A 17,921-nucleotide genomic window follows, 5' to 3' on the forward strand; every position below is an offset into this window, starting at 1 on the left:
CTTTCTTGACGTGCTGTGTTCCCTTATATTTGGTTTCCCTCAAAGGTCAGTCAAGTAACCATATAGACAACTCTCCAGTCTATAACCCCTGTGGGGCGATATTTTTATGTCCTTACGGACGCACACAATCCAAAGTATTCCTAGCAAAGCGGCTGATTGACTTAGTTATAACCATATCAATATTTCCTGCCATGCATTCCTCAATCATTCTATTAAACTCATCACGCTTTTTAGTATTAGTACCACTGATTCCATCATCTGCAAAAATACCTGCAAATGCCCACTCTGGATTCTTTTTAATAAATTCTGTATAATGCTCTATCTGCACTTCATAGCTGCTTGCCTGCTCATCACTATCGGTAGAAACTCTGCAATAAGCAGCAACACGAAGTTTTGGCTTTTCATCTACTATGTTATTTCCAACACGTTTTCTTGCGGGAATAACCATAACATTTCTACTGACTGCCATTCATAGCACCCTCTCTTTCTATTAAACTATAAGCATACTCTGCTTGTTTAAATGGGTTTATATATTTTTGTGTAACTTCTCCCACTATAAATTCTGTAGGAATATTTATCTTTCCTATTTCTTTTGGTTCAAAAATCCTGCCAAGTCTTTTTGCCCTTCTTAATCTTTCCTCTTCTGCCTTTTCAAAGGTTTCTTTATCAATAATTGATGGATAATAGTCATCTCCTAAATAACGCTTATTTCTTAACATTTTTCCTGCAGTTCCATGGTAAGTTTCAATTCCTGCCTCCTTTGCTGCTGCCGATAAAGATAAACCTTGTAAATAACCTTGGTATAGCTTTCTTACATTACTTGCCTTTTCTTCGTCAATAACTGCTATCCCGTTTTCTATTATATAACCGTAAGGTGTATGCCCCATTTTTTCACATCCTTTCTCTTAGCGTAATTCCACACTTTAATTGAAACCCTATCTCTGTTCTTGAAAAAACTACAATCTTTTCAACGTACTCACTAAATAACTCTCCGTCAAAGGCATTTAGCATTTCAGCTTTATTTGTAAACTTCAATAATCTACTAACTTCCTGCACCTTAGATAATTCTCCATTTATAGCATGGGTTAGCGTTTCTTGTTGCTGTCTATAGTTATCTGCCTCCATTTGCAGTTCATTATTTTCTTTATTAAAAAGAGCAGGTTCAAGATATCCCTTTGCCATAAGCTTTACAAGCATCTCTTTCTGCTCTGCATTTTTTTCTATTAATTTCTCTAACTCTTTTATCCTTAAAAGGCTATCTGATTTACTCATGCCACGCAATCCATCCAGTAATGGTTTTAGGATAAACTTCCTCCCAAAAATCAGCTTATTCATCATAGTTACAAATGCAAATTCTACATCTTTTTCTCTAGTAAATAGCATAGTACATTCTGCTGGCTGTGATAAATGCTTGGAGCAACACCATGCAATGTACTTGTTGTTTCCACAGCTATGAACCCTTCGCTTAAAGGTGCTGCCACATTCAGAGCATATTATTTTTCCTGAAAAAGGGTAACGGTTTTGATACTTATCACTGCCTTTTTCAATACCTTTTTCTTTTCCCCGTTGATTGATAAGCAACTCTACTGCATCAAAATCTTCTCTGCTGATAATTGCCTCATGATGGTTTTTAATATAATATTGGTCTTTCTCTCCTCGGTTGGTATGCCTGTTGAAATGGCTGTCAGTATAGGTTTTCTGTAAAATAACATCTCCTACATACTTTTCATTTGATAAAATGCCTCGAATAGTAGTAGATGTCCATTTGCCACCTCTTTTGGTAGGACTACCTCTTTGTATTAATTCCTCTGCAATCTTTTGTGTACCCTTACCAGATAGTACCTCAGAAAAAATTAATTTCACCACTTCGGCTTGCTCTTTATTTACCACCATTTCTCCATCTACATAATCATAACCATATGGCGGATATGATATCTTATAAGTCCCATTTTGAAATCGCCTTTGTACTGACCATTTATTATTTTCAGCAATTGATACTGACTCGCTTTCTGCTAAACCACTTAATATTGATAGCATTAATTCACTTTCCATTGATTTGGTGTTTAAATTCTCTTTTTCAAAATAAATATAAACTCCAAGATCAACTAATTTACGCACCAATTCCAAACAATCAGTGGTATTCCTTGCAAACCTACTTATAGACTTTGTAACAATAAAATCTATCTTTTTATGTTCACAATCTGATATCAGCCTTAGAAGTTCTGAACGTTTTTCCTTTTTTGTACCTGAGATACCTTCATCATAATATAGCCCTGCAAACTCCCAGTTAGGATTTGCTTTTATATAGGCCTCATAATGTAACTTCTGCGTTTCAAGGCTTACCAGTTGTTCTTCGCTATCTGTTGATACTCTGCAGTAAGCAGCTACTCGAAGTTTCTCTTTTAAAGCTGTACCTTCAGAACTTTTATCTATTCTTGTTATCTTTTTCATCGTCTCACCTCACTTTCGTTACGTCACATATTACCTCTACAGCCTTTATATATCAACGATTTAAGGGCATAATCTCCGCTAGAAATGGGGAGAAAGTTTTACGATTTAGTTCTGTTATTTTATTAAATTCAAAAGGAGTAATAAGCCCTTTTTCAAGCAAAGTTTTTAATAAGTTCTCTGCCCTAAAATAATCAAATTCTCTTTGCAATTGTTCTGTTGTAACTTCCCTTGTTGGAGTTGAATTTTCTATATGTTCCTCTATAATTTTTGTTACCTTCATGAATCAAACCTCCGTTTCTGCAAATATGCCTTGTACCTATATGCAAAAACTGGAGGTTAATCGAACCCTTAAAAGTATTAAAATTTTCAGTGCAAATAAAAAAAGCCTGAAGGAGCGATTAAACTCCAACAGGCAATTTATATCAGTTATTTATAAAATTCCTACTTATTAAATATCATAATTATAGCATCAAAGCCTGCTGCCTTTAACTTCTGAACTTGATTTTCAGCATTTTCTCTTACTGCGTATGAACCTGCCATAACTCTATAAATAGTTTCTCCACTTGCAGATTGTTTTGGTTCTGAAGGTTCAATATAATTAATACCTATGTGTGCTAATATTGCTTTTGTTAAAGCCTTTATTATTTCATTTCTCTTTGAATCAAATAAATTATTATCCCATGTGTTATCAATAAAACCTATCTCAACAAGAACTGCTGAAGCTTTGGTTTCCCTTAACACATGATAGTTAGCCTCTTTAACTCCTCTATCTGTAAAACCTAAGGCTACAAGTGATGTTTGTATCCTTTGAGCCAAACTTTTTGATTTTGCTCCTGGATTTAAATAAGTATAGGTTTCTACTCCTCTTGCTTGCTCTGGCTGAAAGGCATTTCTATGAAAAGATATGAAATAATCATAGGTATTTCTATTTTCAAAATTACTTCTATCATTAAGACTTACTGTAATATCTGAAGTTCTTGTTTCATCTACAGTAATCCCATGCCTTCTTACCTCTGCTGCTACAGCTCTGCCTATACTTAGAACATCATTGCTTTCCTTTCTCCCATTATAAGTTGCTCCTGGATCTTCTCCTCCATGTCCATAATCAAAACATAATCTAGCCATTAATCTCATCCTCCTTATTTAGCTGTTTTAAAACATACTTTAGTTTCTCTGGTATTGGCAGTCCAACCTTAGCTGAATTTTCTATAATACTTATACCTTCATTAGAAATGTAGAAAAAAATAACAGCAGTACGAATTGCACTACCGTTCTTAATCAAATGAACATCTATTATGTTCCCTATGCCTACCATTACAAAAATTAAAACCTTTTTAAATATCCCCCTAAATCCAACCTCACTTGATAGCTTTCTTTCCAGCACTGCTACCATGAGGCCTGTTACATAATCAATGACAACAAAGGTAATCAGTGCATACATAAAGCCATCAACCCCTCCTAAAAACCAGCCAATATAGCCTCCAATAGCAGCAAATACTGCTTGAATAAAATTAATTGAATTTTTCACTGTAAATCCCTCCACTCTAATAAAAATCTTCTCCATAGTTAATCAAATCTACCTCAAACATATACTGAACTTTCATTGTATTTGCTTCAGTTTTTTCAACAGGCTGTGCAAGCTTGGTATGTGCCCCAATAGGTCTGCTTGTTAAAAGGGCTTGGATAAACAAACAATTATAGGAACTACCCATATATCTGCTAATCCATCTATCTGTGCCTAAGATATTCTGATAGTAATAGTAACTATATCCGCTGGGAAAACTAAAATACATTTTATATGGCTCAAGCAAATTACCCTGAGGAGTAATTACTTGATAAAAACTTGTTCCTCCTTGAGTGCCGTTATAGTATAAATAGATTCTGTTAACACTTCTATAAAATGAGTGTATAAGGCATCTACGCTCAATATTTCCACTGTCCATCCCCATTTTCCCAAACCAAATAGAATTACCGATTTTCGGCTTTATGTTCATATCCTGAACCTTGTTACCTGCTGCATCTACTCTGATCCATCTATTGGTATAAACAGTTTCATTATACTGAGAGTCTGTTCTTGAAGTATATCCAACAATATCAATACAACCATCAAGATAAATCCCATCACTTGAAACAGTTCTGTAATTGAAAGGTACATTATAAGCTGTATCCTTAAAAGTTTGGCTCATATTTATATCAACAAAACTTAATTGAACTCCTACTTTTGTCCACTTATATATTCTCATATAGCTTTCACTATTTATACTGTAAAGGTAATACCCAATAAAAATAAGTTCTCCATCTGGCTGAATATATGGGCAGACGTAGGAAAGGCCATCATATTTTTTAACTGCATGATTACTATCAATATTAAGTGGGTTACCATCAGAATTTAATAATTTTACAACTTGATCCCATAGAACAATATCACTAGTGTTCAAATCAAAAGGCATCATCAGCCAGTGGTTCTTCAAACTTTCAGGAAAATGTAAATAACTTGTTTGCGTAACTCCTGTACTTCTTGAGTCTAAAAGCACCCATCCTTTTGTTGGCGATGTAAATTTTACAGTTCTAGCATTTGGAAACATAACTGTTGCCACCCAGTATCTTCTAGGACAGGCTATACTGTTAACTCCATAGTCAGTATCTCCACCTTCCCTTCCATATAAGGCAGCACCAGTGTAAAAGTAATCTTTATTATCTGGGTCGCTTTCTGCCCAGTAAATACTTTCAATTTTCCCATTTGCCGCATGGGTTGGAAAATCAAATACAAAATTCATCTTTATTTTAGAATCTGTAACTTCAAATTTTGATTCTGCTCTATTTATAGTTCCTCGCCTTGTGTCATTTCCAGAGTAAGTAGTATTTCTATGGGCAAAGCCTATAATATTTCCCATAACTCTTTGCTCATTAGCATTTTCCGGTTTGTCATTATCAGTTAAATATAAATATTCAAACCAGCTGTAATTATCACATCTTCTTGTATTTCCTGCACCCATAATACCTTGAACAAAATGTCCTAAGAATGTATCTTTGAAAAACAAATCTGGTATTAAATTTTCTGTGTATGCCTCTTTTATTTTCTCCTTAGTTTCTGCATTAAAAAGTTCTAATAAAACCTTTCCTTTAATGCCTCTCTGCCTCTTACTCTTTTTATTTTCAGAAATCTCACCTGAAAGCAAATCTTTATTGTAAGCAATACTTTCGTAAGGCTGTCCTTCAATAAACATATCATCACCCCTCAATTGTATAAAATTTTTATCTTCCTTAATTTGCACACATCATTTAAGGTTGGTTTATCTAAAATATAAGCAAACCTCAGTTTCCTTTTTTGAGCAATCATTGTATTTAAAGCTGCATAATCTAAGCTTGCAAGTATTGTAGGATTTATTCCGTTTACAAGAAATACGACAGAATCTGTAATATCAATATTTTCAAAGCTTGATGTATTAATATTATAGGTAAGCCAGCTTAATCCCGAATCAACACTTAAAGCCATTCTTATCTTTCCATTGGTTGTAACGTCATTTAGATTTGAATCTTTCTTAGTATACTGAACAATTGCTTCAAGTTTATTTATCTTTTTCTCATCATGTATGTTAAAATCATAGTTTTGAATAATTACCTTTGGCTTACTTGTTACTGTCTTTTCAATAACGAATCTATTGCTGTTTTTATTTGCCTTAACATCTGGATTATCAGTATAAATATAAAGATCAGGTGAAGTGCCTGAAAGTCCTGCCATAGATGCAGGCAGAGTATCAACGCCGTAGGTTTTAAACATTTCTTCTGTAAGAGGTAAATCTCCAATTTTAGTCCATGTGCTGCCTTGATAATTTTTAACTCCATTACTATCCACCATAAGAAATTTCGTTATGCATGGAATATATGAACCTTCCTGAACTGTGTAATTTTTGCCTGATAAATCAACTGGAGTAAAAATATATGATTTCCCTGCTGCTAATGTCAATGATTGCGTGCCTACATTTGGATTTACAAAACTATTTGTGCCGTTGTTAGGTATCTTCTCAACAACAATCCTTATTACTCCAGTTTCAAAAATAGAAAGTTCCCAAATAAGGTCATTACTGCCCCAACTGCTATAGGAACTGTTTCCTTCAAACCTTACCCTGAAAAGCTTCGTGCTGTATTCTACTTCACTGACATAATAAAGATTATTATAGCTGGCATCTCTTCTGTTAATACAAAGATGTTCTGTTGCCGAACCAAAGCCTACCCAGGTATTACCGCTTGTGTAAAGCTGTCTTATGGCTAAACCATTGTAATTAAAGTTAAAGCCTATATCAGGAAGAGTTACTGTACTATCATCATTTCTTGTACCATAAAGTGTCATACCTGCATTTCCCTTTGGAAGTGACATTTGATTTATAACCGGCATTATCATCTCCTCCTAACTTTGCTTAAGATATGCATTTATTGCAATCAAATCCTTATAAAGTGTTGTATCCGGCACATTTGCAGCATAAATTACGCCATTTCCTAAGTCCTCAATATATCCGCCTTCTCTTTTTAAAACAGGTTCTTTTATAGTAGCCCTATTATAAAAGTCATAAGTTCCATCTTTGTTTTTATCGTAATCAGAACTAAACTCAACCCAATCGGCGTCAAAAGCATAGCTGCTTGATTTACTGTTATTAAATTCTTCTATAATTCCCATTACATTTAAGGTTAACTTTGGGTTTCCATGAGATATAGTAGCAATATTAAATCTTGTATTGAAATTCTCAAGACTATAGCTATCTACTCCACTCACATTGTTGTCTAAATAATACTTAAAACTGTGTCCTGTATTAAAACTGTATGTTCCAATCTTGATATTGAACAAATTATAAAGAAAGGTATAAACAATTTCTGCTCTTGGTATACTTGCACTTAGTCCCCCCTCTAAATCTCTTCCCTCAATACTTACCTGCAGGTTATTCTTTTCAATGGTAAATATTCCATTTGAAACTTTCATCTCTACCATAAAAGTATGGTCTCCTGCTGTTACCTGCGGCATTGGAAGCGGCAATCCTATAACATTATCTCCTGATGCTAATTTTTGAATTGGTTTAAAATCATAGTATTTTCCATCTAAGGAAAACAGAATTGTTAATGTGCAGTCTACACTTGCCTTCCCAGTCATAGTAATATTACAATTTAAATTTGTATCTGCCTTTGCAGTTATTCCAACTATCATAGCAGGATAGCTGCTAGTACTGATTGTTATGGTATCACTGTTTTTCTTAATTATTACACTGCTTAAAGTACCGCTTATTGCACTGTTTATTTCCTCTAAAAGCTTACTGGTATCAAGCTTTTCGATAATTGTGTTTAAAGGATCACCAAGCTCTATTTTTGTATTTATAGGATTAATTAAATCTGTCTTCTTCTTTATAATCCTAAGGTCTGTTGTTACAGCTATCTTTTCATTTCTTACCTTTACAAAATCACCAACACTTACTTTAGTAAGATAACTATAATTTTTATACTCTTCTGTCTTACTTAGCTCCATAAAATCTATTGTTATAAATACCTTTGGACTTGCAGCCTTTTCAGCATATTCTTCAGCCCTTGCTCTAAGGCTTTCTACATCCTTGCACTCCTTAAACTCGACCCTTTTGGTTATGGGATAGGGAAGTAATTTTGCTCTTTCTCCCTCTACTTCTATATATCTTTCTGGCAGCAATAGATTATTTGCTCCTACTGCATATATCCTTGTAGCAAGCTCACTGGTATCCTCAATAACCTTCATTCCTTTTATGTTTTTGCCGTATTTTATTAAGATCCCGTTATTTTCACCAATAGACTCTTTTATCTCTATATTGAAGTTATCCCTAAAAAGTTCTCCACCATAAATTTCAATAAGTCTAAAAATAGCATCTACTGCATTAACCTCTTTAACAGCAAAAGGTGCTATATTTTCTTCCAATGCCTTAAATAAAAATAACCCTTGAAGTTCCGGAGGTATGCTTGCTTCAAGAGCTTCTTTCATATTTGCATTAAGCACCTTTGCTGATTCTATAAAATAAAAAGCAAGATCATAAAAAATATGTCTTGCCCATACCTTAACTTTACTTATTTTCTCTTGTATTCTCTCTACCTTGTATATCCTAAAAAGTTGTCCATCTGCTTTAATAATATTAAATTCTTCTAAATACTGCACCTTTCTTGATACAACTGGATATTCAAGTTCAAGGCTGTAATCTCCATTTAGTTCATGGGTTACTTCTGCTGTTATACATTCATCCAAAACTGCAAGGCCATTATTATCAAAGTTTCCTCTGCTTGTCTTTTTATCATATACATAAATCATCACAACCACCGCCAATTTGGAACTAATTCTATTTTAGTAACACTTCCAGTCCACTCAAATTTATTCGAGCCTGTTTTTAAAGTTATGAAATCACCATTTACCTTGTTGTTTAAGTTATCTCCTCCATCATTATAGGCATCTTGCAAAACTGAATCTAATATAATTTTTCCTGTTATATCATTTAAGTTCACAGTAGTTTCGTTAACTTTAAGGCTTATCTTCCCAGAACCATAGACTGATATTATTGGTTCACTTTTAAGAGTACCTGGATTTATTATTGAAACTCCATTTTCAGTAATAGTAAATATGTTATTCTGCACAGCATATTTAAAGGGTCTGCAATTAAATATTATTGGGAAAACAGATGTGTATTTGAATACTTGTTTAAAATCTATAGCATTAACTACTTGTGCTTTATATTTTTTATCATCTTGAAAACTAAATATTAAATCACTTTCTCCTACCCCAAATAGCCATGCCTTTATGTTATCTAGCTTTTCAGCTATGTTATTGCCTTTAATACTGCATTCTATTGCAATTGTTATATCTTCAAAAGTACCTTCATCATATCTCAAATTTGAATCTCTTCCTGGAATATCGATATAAGATACTCTTCTTTTTGGTGATGGCAGAGATGGTCTTTTAGAAATAATAATGCCATAATCACTATAACTATTTTTTCCACCAAAATTGAAACTAAGCATTAAGCACCACCCCTTCCCATTGCTACTCTCTGCCTGTAAAACTCTAGTTCATAAGCAAGCTGTTCTATGTCCTTATCTGAATTATTAATGAAGTTTTCTATGTGAAGTGCTAATCCTCCACCACCATTACTTCCTTTTACTTTTTCAATTGCCCTAGCCATAAGTTCATCAAGCCTGTCAATTGGAAGAACAGCTTCAGTTCCTGATTCTCCGACACCAATTATACTAGGTCTATTAAATATACCTCCCTTTGCATACCAATCAACTCCTAAGTGTGGTACACTTGGAGGCTTTAAGCTGAATTCACCTTTAATACTGAAGTGTGGCAGTTTTATATGTGGAAATTTAATATCCAATCTGTCAAAGAAACCTTTAATTTTATCTATCTGCTCCTTAACAAAATTCACTGCAGCATTGATTGGAGTCATTATTGCAGATTTAATATTATTCCATATACTAGTTGTAATTGACAAAATACTGCTCCATACATTAGATACAGTATTTTTAATGCCATTAACAGCATTTGTAAAAAGGCTTGATACTCCGCTCCACATACTTGAAAAGAAACTTGATATAGAGTTCCAAACAGATGTGGTGGTATTTTTTATTCCATTCCAAACTGCATTTAATGCTGATTGTATAGCATTCCATACAGTAGTTGTTACTGATTTTATGATATTCCAAGCTGTGGTTAAGGTGGACACTATGGTATTTATTATTGGGGTAATAAAATTCACTATTGAGTTCCAAACCGTATTTATTATTGATGAAACTGCATTAAACACCGTTGCTGTAACAGTTTTTATGTTATTCCATGCAGTAGTAATTGTATTTCCTATTGCTTGAATAATTGGATTTAGAAAACTGACTATACCATTCCAAACAGTACTTATCACTCCAGACACAGCATTCCACACAGTGGTTGTTGCGACTTGGATAAGTTGCCAAGCAACACTTATAACAGCAGTAACTATATTTATATAGGTTTGAACAATGGATGAAATAATAGTCCAAGCACTGATAAACATAGCTTTTATTACTTCCCATAAGAAAGCAAATCCCGTCTTTACACCCTCCCAGATAGTTTTAATAACATTTGCTATACCCTCAACTATTGGAAGAACCACAGCTTTTATTGATTCCCAAGTAGAAACTATTGCTGTTTTTATTGCAGTTACAGAATTACTAATGCTAGTTTTAAGCCATTCCCATATGCCGCTTATCGAAACTTTTATAGTATCCCAGTTTTTATATAAAAGAACTCCAACGGCAATAAGTCCAGCTATTGCAGCTATTGCAATTCCAACTGGACCAGTTAATGCTGTAAATACAGCACCAAGTGCTACTGAAGCACCTCCTGCTGCTGCCATTGCCCCTGATATACTTCCAATTAAAGTAGAAAGTGTTCCTGCTATGCTGATTACTTTACCTATTATTCCTATAATAGGTCCAACTGCTGCAACAACTAAACCTATTTTCACAATCATCTCCTGCTGCTCTTTAGATAAGCCTTGAAATTTATCCATTAAAGGTTTTACTATTCCTATTAGTTTTTCAAGTATAGGAATCAAAAGCTGTCCAAACTGAATACCTAATTGCTCTGCCTGTTCTTTCATTACTCTAAGTTTATTTGTAGGAGAATCCATGGTTCTTGCAAGGTCGCCTTGAGCATTTTTCGTAGATTCCATAATAACCCCATATCTTGCCATTACCTTCTGCTGTTCTGTTAAAGCTTCACCTTGTTTTGCAATTCCATGAGAATAAGCATAGGTTTTAATTGTATTATCATTAACTAAAATACCTAAGGCCTTAAGTGGCTCTGCTTCTCCACTTATACCAGACTTTAATTTTTCAAATGCCTCTTCTGGTTTTAAATTATAAAAGGAAGCCATATCATAGGAAAGCTGCGTTAATCCTTCTGACATCTTTAAGGATTCCTGTGAAGTTAACCCCATTGATGTTAGCATAGCATTATATGTAGCTACATTTTTTCTAACATTGTAGGCATTTAATCCTAAAGCTTTAGAGGTTTCCTCTGACCACTTCCTTGCATCACCAGCCATAGACCCCATTGCTACTTCAAAGAGGTTTTCTGATTCAACTGCATCCATAGCCATTTTTGTTGCAGCAGTTCCTATTCCAAGTAGAGGAAGTGTTACAGCAGTAGAAAGCTTACTTCCTACAGAAGACATCTTGTCTCCCACAGATTTCATCTTTTCACCTGCACTATTCATGCTTTGAGACAGCTTATACCAAGCTGAGCTTTTTTCCTTAAGTTCTCTTGTTGTTGCTTTCAGCTCATTCTCCATTTTATTAAGCTCTGCTGTAGCATAATTGAGTTTAATTTTAAGATTTTCAGTAGCCTTTGCATCTTCACCCTTTGTTTCTACACTCTTTTGATATGCTTTTTCTAATGCTGCAACTTTATCCTTTTGAAGCTCTATCTGTTTATTTAAAGTATCTGCTTTAAGCCTTAGACCTTCTTCAGATTTACCAAAATCACCAAGCTTAGAAGAAGCTGCTGCAAATTCACTTTGAACAAGTTTAAGTCCTCTTTGTATTTTTGCTACACCTTCCTGAAAACCTCTGTCATCAAGACCAACTCTTGCAACTACGGTATTTGCATCTCTTGCCATCATCTCACCTCCCTGCTAAAAAATAATGTTATCTATATAATCAAGCTCCTGTTCTTCCTCTATTCCATTTACTCTTTTGTAAACATTAAAAAGTGCTTGTAACTTCTTAGGTGTACTGTGCCAAAACTGCTCCTCTGTCATCTTTAAAAGGTTAGTCCCTAAATAAAAGAGCCATTCCCAATCCCACGATGTAGAATCAGAATGGCTTTCTATTCCCCCATGTTTTCAGTTACTTCTGGCATTGCTATTACCAATGCCTCATTAATAGCTGTACCTAATCTCTCCATATCATTTAAAGTAAGCATTTTTCCTACTTCTTTAAGAGTAACACTTTCATCTTCAGCTTTAATTGCTGAGTAGATCAGTGCTCTAATTGCTTTAATCTTTCTATTCTGTAAATCTTCAAAGGCTCTATTAATATCACCATAGACCTCTTCTAACTCACAGAAAGTGTTCATATCAAATTTAAGTTCATATTCTTTATCACTTAGCTTGAACTTTATTCCTTTATTTTTTAGTTCTGATGCTTTCAAATTTATCAACTCCATTCTGAATTTTAGGTACAAAAAAACAGGGATGTTTATTTCCCTGTTAGGTTGTAATATAAAAAAGCAAATTAAATTCGAATAAAGCTCATTTTATTTATTATGTTTATTAAATACATAAACAATATCTGAGTAACAACATGTACCTTTAGGATTATTAACAGCACAGTTACTATTTTTCATCGCACCTGTTACTTCTATTACTTTTTCAACTGTTGTTGCACCATTATTTATAGCATTTATAATATCTTGCTCTGTAACATGATTGCAATAACACACATACTCCCCAATTATCACTTTTTTACTTTCATCACAACAACAAGAACATTTTTTACTACTCATATCCTTTTACCTCCAACATAAATTAAAGATTAAATAAATAAGAATTATTTTACAATTTACTATCACTGTGTACTAACTGTATGCTAACTATATGCTTTATTATACCAAATAGTTCTTTGCCATTAAATCAATGTTCCAAAATAATTTTATGGTGTTTCCACTGGCTCACTAGGAACTGCAGTAAACCACCCACTAATAATTGTTGCATCTACTCCCTGAGCATCCTCATCACAGATAAATCTGTAATTTCCATCAAAGTCCCTTGAATAGAATTTACCCTTTAGCTTTGCACTCTGAGCCTTTGGCTTTTCTGCCTCTGTATCATATTCATCTGTTGCCAGTTCGAATTTACCCTTAAGTAGCCATACATATCTGTATTTTCCATTGTTTTTCTTTGATTTAAAGCCAAGTGCTATAGTTGGTGGCATATCATCCTTATTTTCTATAAGGACACCTTTTACAACCTTTGCTCCTTGAAGTTTTGCTCTGCTTGTAAGAGAAAGCTGATTAACTTCTATTTCAACATCTACTCCTTCAAAGGCAGTAATAATATCTTCCACCGCATCATCAGAATAAATATTATCTGAATTTGATTTTGGAGAAAGCTTTGCACTTATTGCTCTTTCTAACTTTTCCGGAGTGCTGTAAGTAACACCAGTACTGTCATCCTTTGTTAAAACAGCTATATGAATATCTTTTAATCCTATTTGTCTAGCCATTTGAATCACTCTCCATTTCTTCTAAATAATAAAATTTAAGACCCTTATGATAGATTTTTGTATCCACTTCATAAAGGTCTATTTCATTTAATCTTTTGAACCCTGCTTTAAGCAAAAGTTCTTTTATTGTTTTGACTATATCTGTATAATCACTCTTTGACCACACATCTACTTGGATATAATGTGCTGTTAAAGCTTCCTCATCATCTTCATACTTTTCACCTGCAGCTAAATACTCATGAAAAGTAATATATGTTTCTGCTTTTCCACTGTACTTTTGAAAGGCTACTGGAATTTTAAGAGGCTTTAAGGTGTCTATAATCAATTTATTTATCATTCCTCAAGTCCCCTTTGCAGTTCTTCCTTTATAATATTATTTATCTCTCTTTTATTCTCAAGGACAGAGTTCTCTGCCCAATGCTGTGCTGGCTGTGTACTTGTCCCCCACTCGCTGAATTTTGAATAAAAGAACTCTGAATTATCTCCTTTATTAGGACCAATCTCTACAAAATCCACTCCATTTTCTTTTTCTATATCTGAAACCTTTATATTATCAGCCATGTGTTTTTTACTTAATCTTGACCTTGGAGCCTTTTTCTCCATGCTTTCCTTAACTAGTTTTCCTGCTTTATCTAAAGTTTTCTTTTTTATAACTTCACCCTTAGCACCAAGTTTATTAACTCTATCTATAAGCTCCTGCATTCCTTCAAGTTCTATCTTAGCCACTACTATCAACCTCCATAGCCTTGATTTCTATAAATTTATTGGCATATTTTATGTTATCGATAGATGTTATATCGTACTGCTTTCCTTTAAATAAAATCCTCATTGCTGTTTCAATATTTGGCACATACCGTATAGTAAATTTAACAGTATTTTCAGCTTGAACAGCTGCTGCTTCAAAGTATTCTCTGCCATGAAGATTTGTAACAGCCGCCCATAACTCTTTAAAATCTGTCCATTCTTCAACTTCAAAACCATTATCATTTACTGTAGTTGAGAAAGTTTGAAGTGTTATTCTATGTTTTAACTCCTCTGATTTCATACAGGAATCACCCTATTCATAGAAAGAAGAGCATTTCTTGCTTCCTCTAATTTTGTTTTTTCCTCTGGCCTGTAGTCATCATATAAAAGCTTCATTTGAAGAATAATTGCCCACTTTATTGCTTCAGGCACTTTATCTCCACTATCTCCATAGCCTGCAACAACTCTAACTCTTACGGCATTTACAGATTGAAGTTCCACTATGGGCCAGTGCTTTCCTCTATTTAAAACAACTCTGCCTACAAAGCCATCTAAATCAGAAATATAATTGCTCTCATCAAATAAATATTCCTGTCTGTTTACAGCATAATACTTTATGCTTTCTACCTTTTGCACTGGGGAACAGTTATAAAAGATTATGGCATTCCCTTGTGGAAAGCTGTCAAGTACTAATTCCAAAGTCTGAGTTATATATTTTCTGTTTTGATAATCTTCACACCATTCTCTAGCCTGCTTTATAAGACTTTGTATAAGAAAGTCATCATCATTACCATCAACTCTCAAATGCTGTTTTGCTTCCTCTAAAGTAATTGGTTCAGCTACTGGAGGGGTTATCATTTTTATTGCCATTTTATCACCTCAAAAGAAAGAAGCCAAAAGGCTCCGAGTTTAATCAACAACTACAGATGAAGGGTTATCTCCTGCGTACTTACTGTCTAAAATGTAATCTGCAGATGCAAAATTAGTAGCTTGTGTGCTTGCCCCAATTCTTACATTAAGGCAAGTAAATCCTTCATTTATATCAAGCTTTGCAGGATCAATATGAAATACTACCTGCTTATTTTTTGCTGTATTTGCTACAGTGTAACTTACCCCGTCTGCTTTTCTTGTAAGTGAATCTCCTGAAGATACATCTTCATTTGCCCATACTGGAACAGTATTTGTTAAAGGTTTTGCATCAGTTCCTGAAACATCCTTTGCCTGATACAAGTAAACTTGAGTTGCGTGGCCTACTGCCTGAGTTAGGTTTACTACAACCGCTCCTCTTATTACATTTTTAAGACTTACATATGCCCCTGTTATCGCAGCATTAGTGGTCTTCGGCTCTACAGCCTGAACCACTTTATATTTTTCAACTAAAGTTGTTATCATTGCTTTCTACCTCCTATCTATCACCTAAAGTCACAAATGGGCTCAATGGATTTGCACCTTTGTAAGGCATTATTGGTTTATTCTTATATGGCATTCCATTGAACTTATAGATGAATCTAAATACCTGCTCATCATAAAGGAATCTTACATGAATAGAAACATCTGCTGATGGTGCTTTCTTATCTATTCCAATGTACTGAGTTGGATCTGCTAAGATTATATCTCCCTTTTTACCAAGAGGTGAGCACTGCTCTATTGGAATAATTGGTCTGTTAAGTAATGTGCTGTACTGAGAAGTTGCTGCACCACCAGAAGGCATAAACACTGGTGCTCCTCCAGTTCCAATATTAAGAGCCATAGTGTATAGCTGTGGTTCTATCTCTTGATTTATATACCATACTGCATTTGCTCTAAGTCTTGCAGGCATTGAACTCCACATTTTAAGTATATTTTCATACTTTATTGTTCCTGCCGCTTGGTCTTTTTCTTTAGGTACAGTTACAAGCGCATCCGAATTAAGTATTCCAAGAGGCATTCCAACACCAGTACCATTAATAATTGCATCATCAATCTTAAAACTCATTTCATCTGCATAGGCTTGCCTTACTATAGCTTCTAAAGCTGTAGTATCTTGAAGCAAATCATCAGTTACATAGCAAAGTGCTAAAAGTTTTTGAAGGGACATTTCAATCTCTTTAAACTTTGGTTTACTTTGAGCTGCTGTTTCAGCTTCTGCTACCCAGTAAGCTTGAACTCCACCCCATCTACTTCCGTTTGCTCTGCTATTTTCGTCAATTCCAAGTGCTCTAAGCCTATTGGTATTAGCTCCTATAGGAATCATTCTTATTCTGTTCGCCACTTGACTTTGAGTCATCATGGATTCAAACAAATCATTAATAAAGTCATTCTCAAGAAGGAAGCCACCTTCAGAAGCTACACTTTCATTTAAGCCTGTGGCTGAGTTCTGATAGGTTAATCTGTTGTCCATTCTTCCACCTGGAGATGAAGCCTTAGCAACAGCACCCAAAAACTCACCCATGCTCTTCCACTTCTTTTCATCATGGTTTTTAGGCTGAGCATATATTGGTTCATTTACTGGTGTTTGTGCTTGTTTTTGTCTTTCAGCATCCATTGCATCAATCTCTTTTTGTGCTTCAATCTTGGCTTTGTGAGCCTTTATCTCCGCAAGCTTTGCATTTATTTCATCAGCTGTAGCATCCTCTTTATTTATAAGTTTTTTAGATTCTGTTTCTAAATTTGATAACTGAGCTAATAATTCTTTCATTTTCTCTGACATATACATTACCTACCTTTCAAAATAATAGATGCCCTAAAGTTCACACTCTAAGGCAAGTTTTGATTTTAATAATTTAATTTTTTCTTCATCTTTATAGGTTTCTTTAAATCTTTGATTATACTGTTTTATAAAATCTCTAGTTCTGGTATTTAAACTATTTTGAATAGCAAATCTGCTAAACATAAAGGAATTTTCTACTGATCCTTCTTTATTTTCTGTATAAAGCATTCCATCTACAAAGCCTTCAGCTAGTGCTTTCTTAGCACTCATCCATGTTTCTTCATCCATCATCTGTGATATTTTTGCTCTGGATTTTTTCGTCTTAAGCTGATAAGCATTGATTATGGTTTCCTTTACTTCATCCAGCACATCAGCACCATGTCTTAAATCCTTAGCTTCACCCTGAAAGTTTCCCCAAGGGTTGTGAATCATCAATATTGAAGTTGGAGACATTAGAATTTCATCTCCTGCCATGGCTATAACTGAAGCTGCTGAAATTGCTACACCATCAATTTTTACTTTAACTTTTCCTTTATGCTCCTTTAAAGCAGTATAAATTCTTGAAGCTGCATAAACATCTCCACCATAGGAATTAATCCAAACATTTATATCTTTACCTTTGTACTGAGCAAGCTCTGAAATAAATCCCTTGGGAGTAACATTTTCTATACCAAATAGCAAGGACCAAAAATCATCATCCATGGCAATGTCACCATCAATTCTAAGTTCTATCTCCTCCTCATTTTCTTCATTATTTTTAAAATTCCAAAATGGCATT

At 34.2% G+C, this 17,921-nt stretch carries 20 protein-coding genes and 1 pseudogene; all 21 read right to left on the bottom strand.

Features of this window, described 5'->3' with window-relative positions; all coding sequences use genetic code 11:
• Positions 1 to 118: 118 nt before the first annotated feature.
• Positions 119 to 469: pseudogene (locus CLHOM_RS01270) on the bottom strand (recombinase family protein); the annotation flags it as partial.
• A complete protein-coding gene (locus CLHOM_RS01275; protein ID WP_052219869.1) occupies positions 456 to 887 on the bottom strand; it encodes a recombinase family protein in 432 nt (143 codons plus the stop codon). The gene CLHOM_RS01275 and the pseudogene CLHOM_RS01270, both read right to left, overlap by 14 nt.
• A gap of 4 nt (positions 888 to 891) precedes the next feature.
• Positions 892 to 2,451 (bottom strand): recombinase family protein, encoded by a 1,560-nt coding sequence (locus CLHOM_RS01280; protein WP_052219870.1) that lies wholly within the window; start codon positions 2,449 to 2,451, stop codon positions 892 to 894.
• 52 nt (positions 2,452 to 2,503) lie between these two features.
• On the bottom strand, positions 2,504 to 2,731 hold the full coding sequence (locus CLHOM_RS01285; RefSeq protein WP_052219871.1) for an SHOCT domain-containing protein: 228 nt from the start codon (positions 2,729 to 2,731) through the stop codon (positions 2,504 to 2,506).
• A gap of 161 nt (positions 2,732 to 2,892) precedes the next feature.
• The gene (locus CLHOM_RS01290) at positions 2,893 to 3,576 is read right to left on the bottom strand and encodes an N-acetylmuramoyl-L-alanine amidase (RefSeq protein WP_052219872.1); all 684 of its coding nucleotides are present in this window, start codon (positions 3,574 to 3,576) and stop codon (positions 2,893 to 2,895) included.
• Complete coding sequence (locus tag CLHOM_RS01295; RefSeq protein ID WP_052219873.1) at positions 3,569 to 3,979, bottom strand: phage holin family protein; 411 nt, start codon at positions 3,977 to 3,979, stop codon at positions 3,569 to 3,571. Before CLHOM_RS01295 ends, CLHOM_RS01290 begins: the two co-directional genes overlap by 8 nt.
• A 16-nt stretch (positions 3,980 to 3,995) precedes the next feature.
• Positions 3,996 to 5,678 carry a hypothetical protein gene (locus CLHOM_RS01300; RefSeq protein ID WP_052219874.1) on the bottom strand — a complete coding sequence of 561 codons (1,683 nt, stop codon included), beginning with the start codon at positions 5,676 to 5,678 and terminating at the stop codon, positions 3,996 to 3,998.
• Positions 5,679 to 5,689: 11 nt separating this feature from the next.
• Positions 5,690 to 6,847: a hypothetical protein gene (locus CLHOM_RS01305; RefSeq protein ID WP_052219875.1), complete on the bottom strand. Its 1,158-nt coding sequence runs from the start codon at positions 6,845 to 6,847 to the stop codon at positions 5,690 to 5,692.
• A 12-nt stretch (positions 6,848 to 6,859) separates the two neighbouring features.
• Positions 6,860 to 8,764 (bottom strand): phage tail spike protein, encoded by a 1,905-nt coding sequence (locus CLHOM_RS01310; protein WP_052219876.1) that lies wholly within the window; start codon positions 8,762 to 8,764, stop codon positions 6,860 to 6,862.
• The gene (locus CLHOM_RS01315) at positions 8,764 to 9,468 is read right to left on the bottom strand and encodes a distal tail protein Dit (protein ID WP_052219877.1); all 705 of its coding nucleotides are present in this window, start codon (positions 9,466 to 9,468) and stop codon (positions 8,764 to 8,766) included. Before CLHOM_RS01315 ends, CLHOM_RS01310 begins: the two co-directional genes overlap by 1 nt.
• Entirely contained in the window at positions 9,468 to 12,104 is a 2,637-nt protein-coding gene (locus tag CLHOM_RS01320; protein WP_052219878.1) for a phage tail tape measure protein, read from the bottom strand. Before CLHOM_RS01320 ends, CLHOM_RS01315 begins: the two co-directional genes overlap by 1 nt.
• A gap of 209 nt (positions 12,105 to 12,313) precedes the next feature.
• A complete protein-coding gene (locus CLHOM_RS01325; RefSeq protein ID WP_052219879.1) occupies positions 12,314 to 12,637 on the bottom strand; it encodes a hypothetical protein in 324 nt (107 codons plus the stop codon).
• 105 nt (positions 12,638 to 12,742) lie between these two features.
• Entirely contained in the window at positions 12,743 to 12,991 is a 249-nt protein-coding gene (locus CLHOM_RS01330) for a (2Fe-2S)-binding protein (RefSeq protein ID WP_052219880.1), read from the bottom strand.
• A 146-nt stretch (positions 12,992 to 13,137) separates the two neighbouring features.
• Positions 13,138 to 13,710, bottom strand: a complete 573-nt coding sequence (locus tag CLHOM_RS01335) for a major tail protein (protein ID WP_052219881.1) — start codon at positions 13,708 to 13,710, stop codon at positions 13,138 to 13,140.
• On the bottom strand, positions 13,703 to 14,047 hold the full coding sequence (locus tag CLHOM_RS01340) for a hypothetical protein (protein ID WP_052219882.1): 345 nt from the start codon (positions 14,045 to 14,047) through the stop codon (positions 13,703 to 13,705). Before CLHOM_RS01340 ends, CLHOM_RS01335 begins: the two co-directional genes overlap by 8 nt.
• Positions 14,044 to 14,436 (bottom strand): HK97-gp10 family putative phage morphogenesis protein, encoded by a 393-nt coding sequence (locus CLHOM_RS01345; RefSeq protein WP_052219883.1) that lies wholly within the window; start codon positions 14,434 to 14,436, stop codon positions 14,044 to 14,046. The genes CLHOM_RS01340 and CLHOM_RS01345 overlap by 4 nt, the downstream gene beginning before the upstream one ends.
• Positions 14,429 to 14,755, bottom strand: coding sequence for a phage head closure protein (locus CLHOM_RS01350; RefSeq protein WP_052219884.1), 327 nt, complete (start codon positions 14,753 to 14,755; stop codon positions 14,429 to 14,431). The genes CLHOM_RS01345 and CLHOM_RS01350 overlap by 8 nt, the downstream gene beginning before the upstream one ends.
• A complete protein-coding gene (locus tag CLHOM_RS01355) occupies positions 14,752 to 15,324 on the bottom strand; it encodes a head-tail connector protein (protein WP_052219885.1) in 573 nt (190 codons plus the stop codon). Before CLHOM_RS01355 ends, CLHOM_RS01350 begins: the two co-directional genes overlap by 4 nt.
• Positions 15,325 to 15,363: 39 nt before the next feature.
• The gene (locus tag CLHOM_RS01360; protein ID WP_052219886.1) at positions 15,364 to 15,846 is read right to left on the bottom strand and encodes a hypothetical protein; all 483 of its coding nucleotides are present in this window, start codon (positions 15,844 to 15,846) and stop codon (positions 15,364 to 15,366) included.
• A 13-nt stretch (positions 15,847 to 15,859) separates the two neighbouring features.
• Positions 15,860 to 17,143, bottom strand: a complete 1,284-nt coding sequence (locus CLHOM_RS01365; protein WP_074782840.1) for a phage major capsid protein — start codon at positions 17,141 to 17,143, stop codon at positions 15,860 to 15,862.
• A 33-nt stretch (positions 17,144 to 17,176) separates the two neighbouring features.
• Positions 17,177 to 17,920, bottom strand: coding sequence for a head maturation protease, ClpP-related (locus tag CLHOM_RS01370; protein WP_052219888.1), 744 nt, complete (start codon positions 17,918 to 17,920; stop codon positions 17,177 to 17,179).
• Position 17,921 lies beyond the last annotated feature (1 nt).

It is taken from the genome of Clostridium homopropionicum DSM 5847 (assembly GCF_001263795.1).
Taxonomy (GTDB): domain Bacteria; phylum Bacillota; class Clostridia; order Clostridiales; family Clostridiaceae; genus Clostridium_H; species Clostridium_H homopropionicum.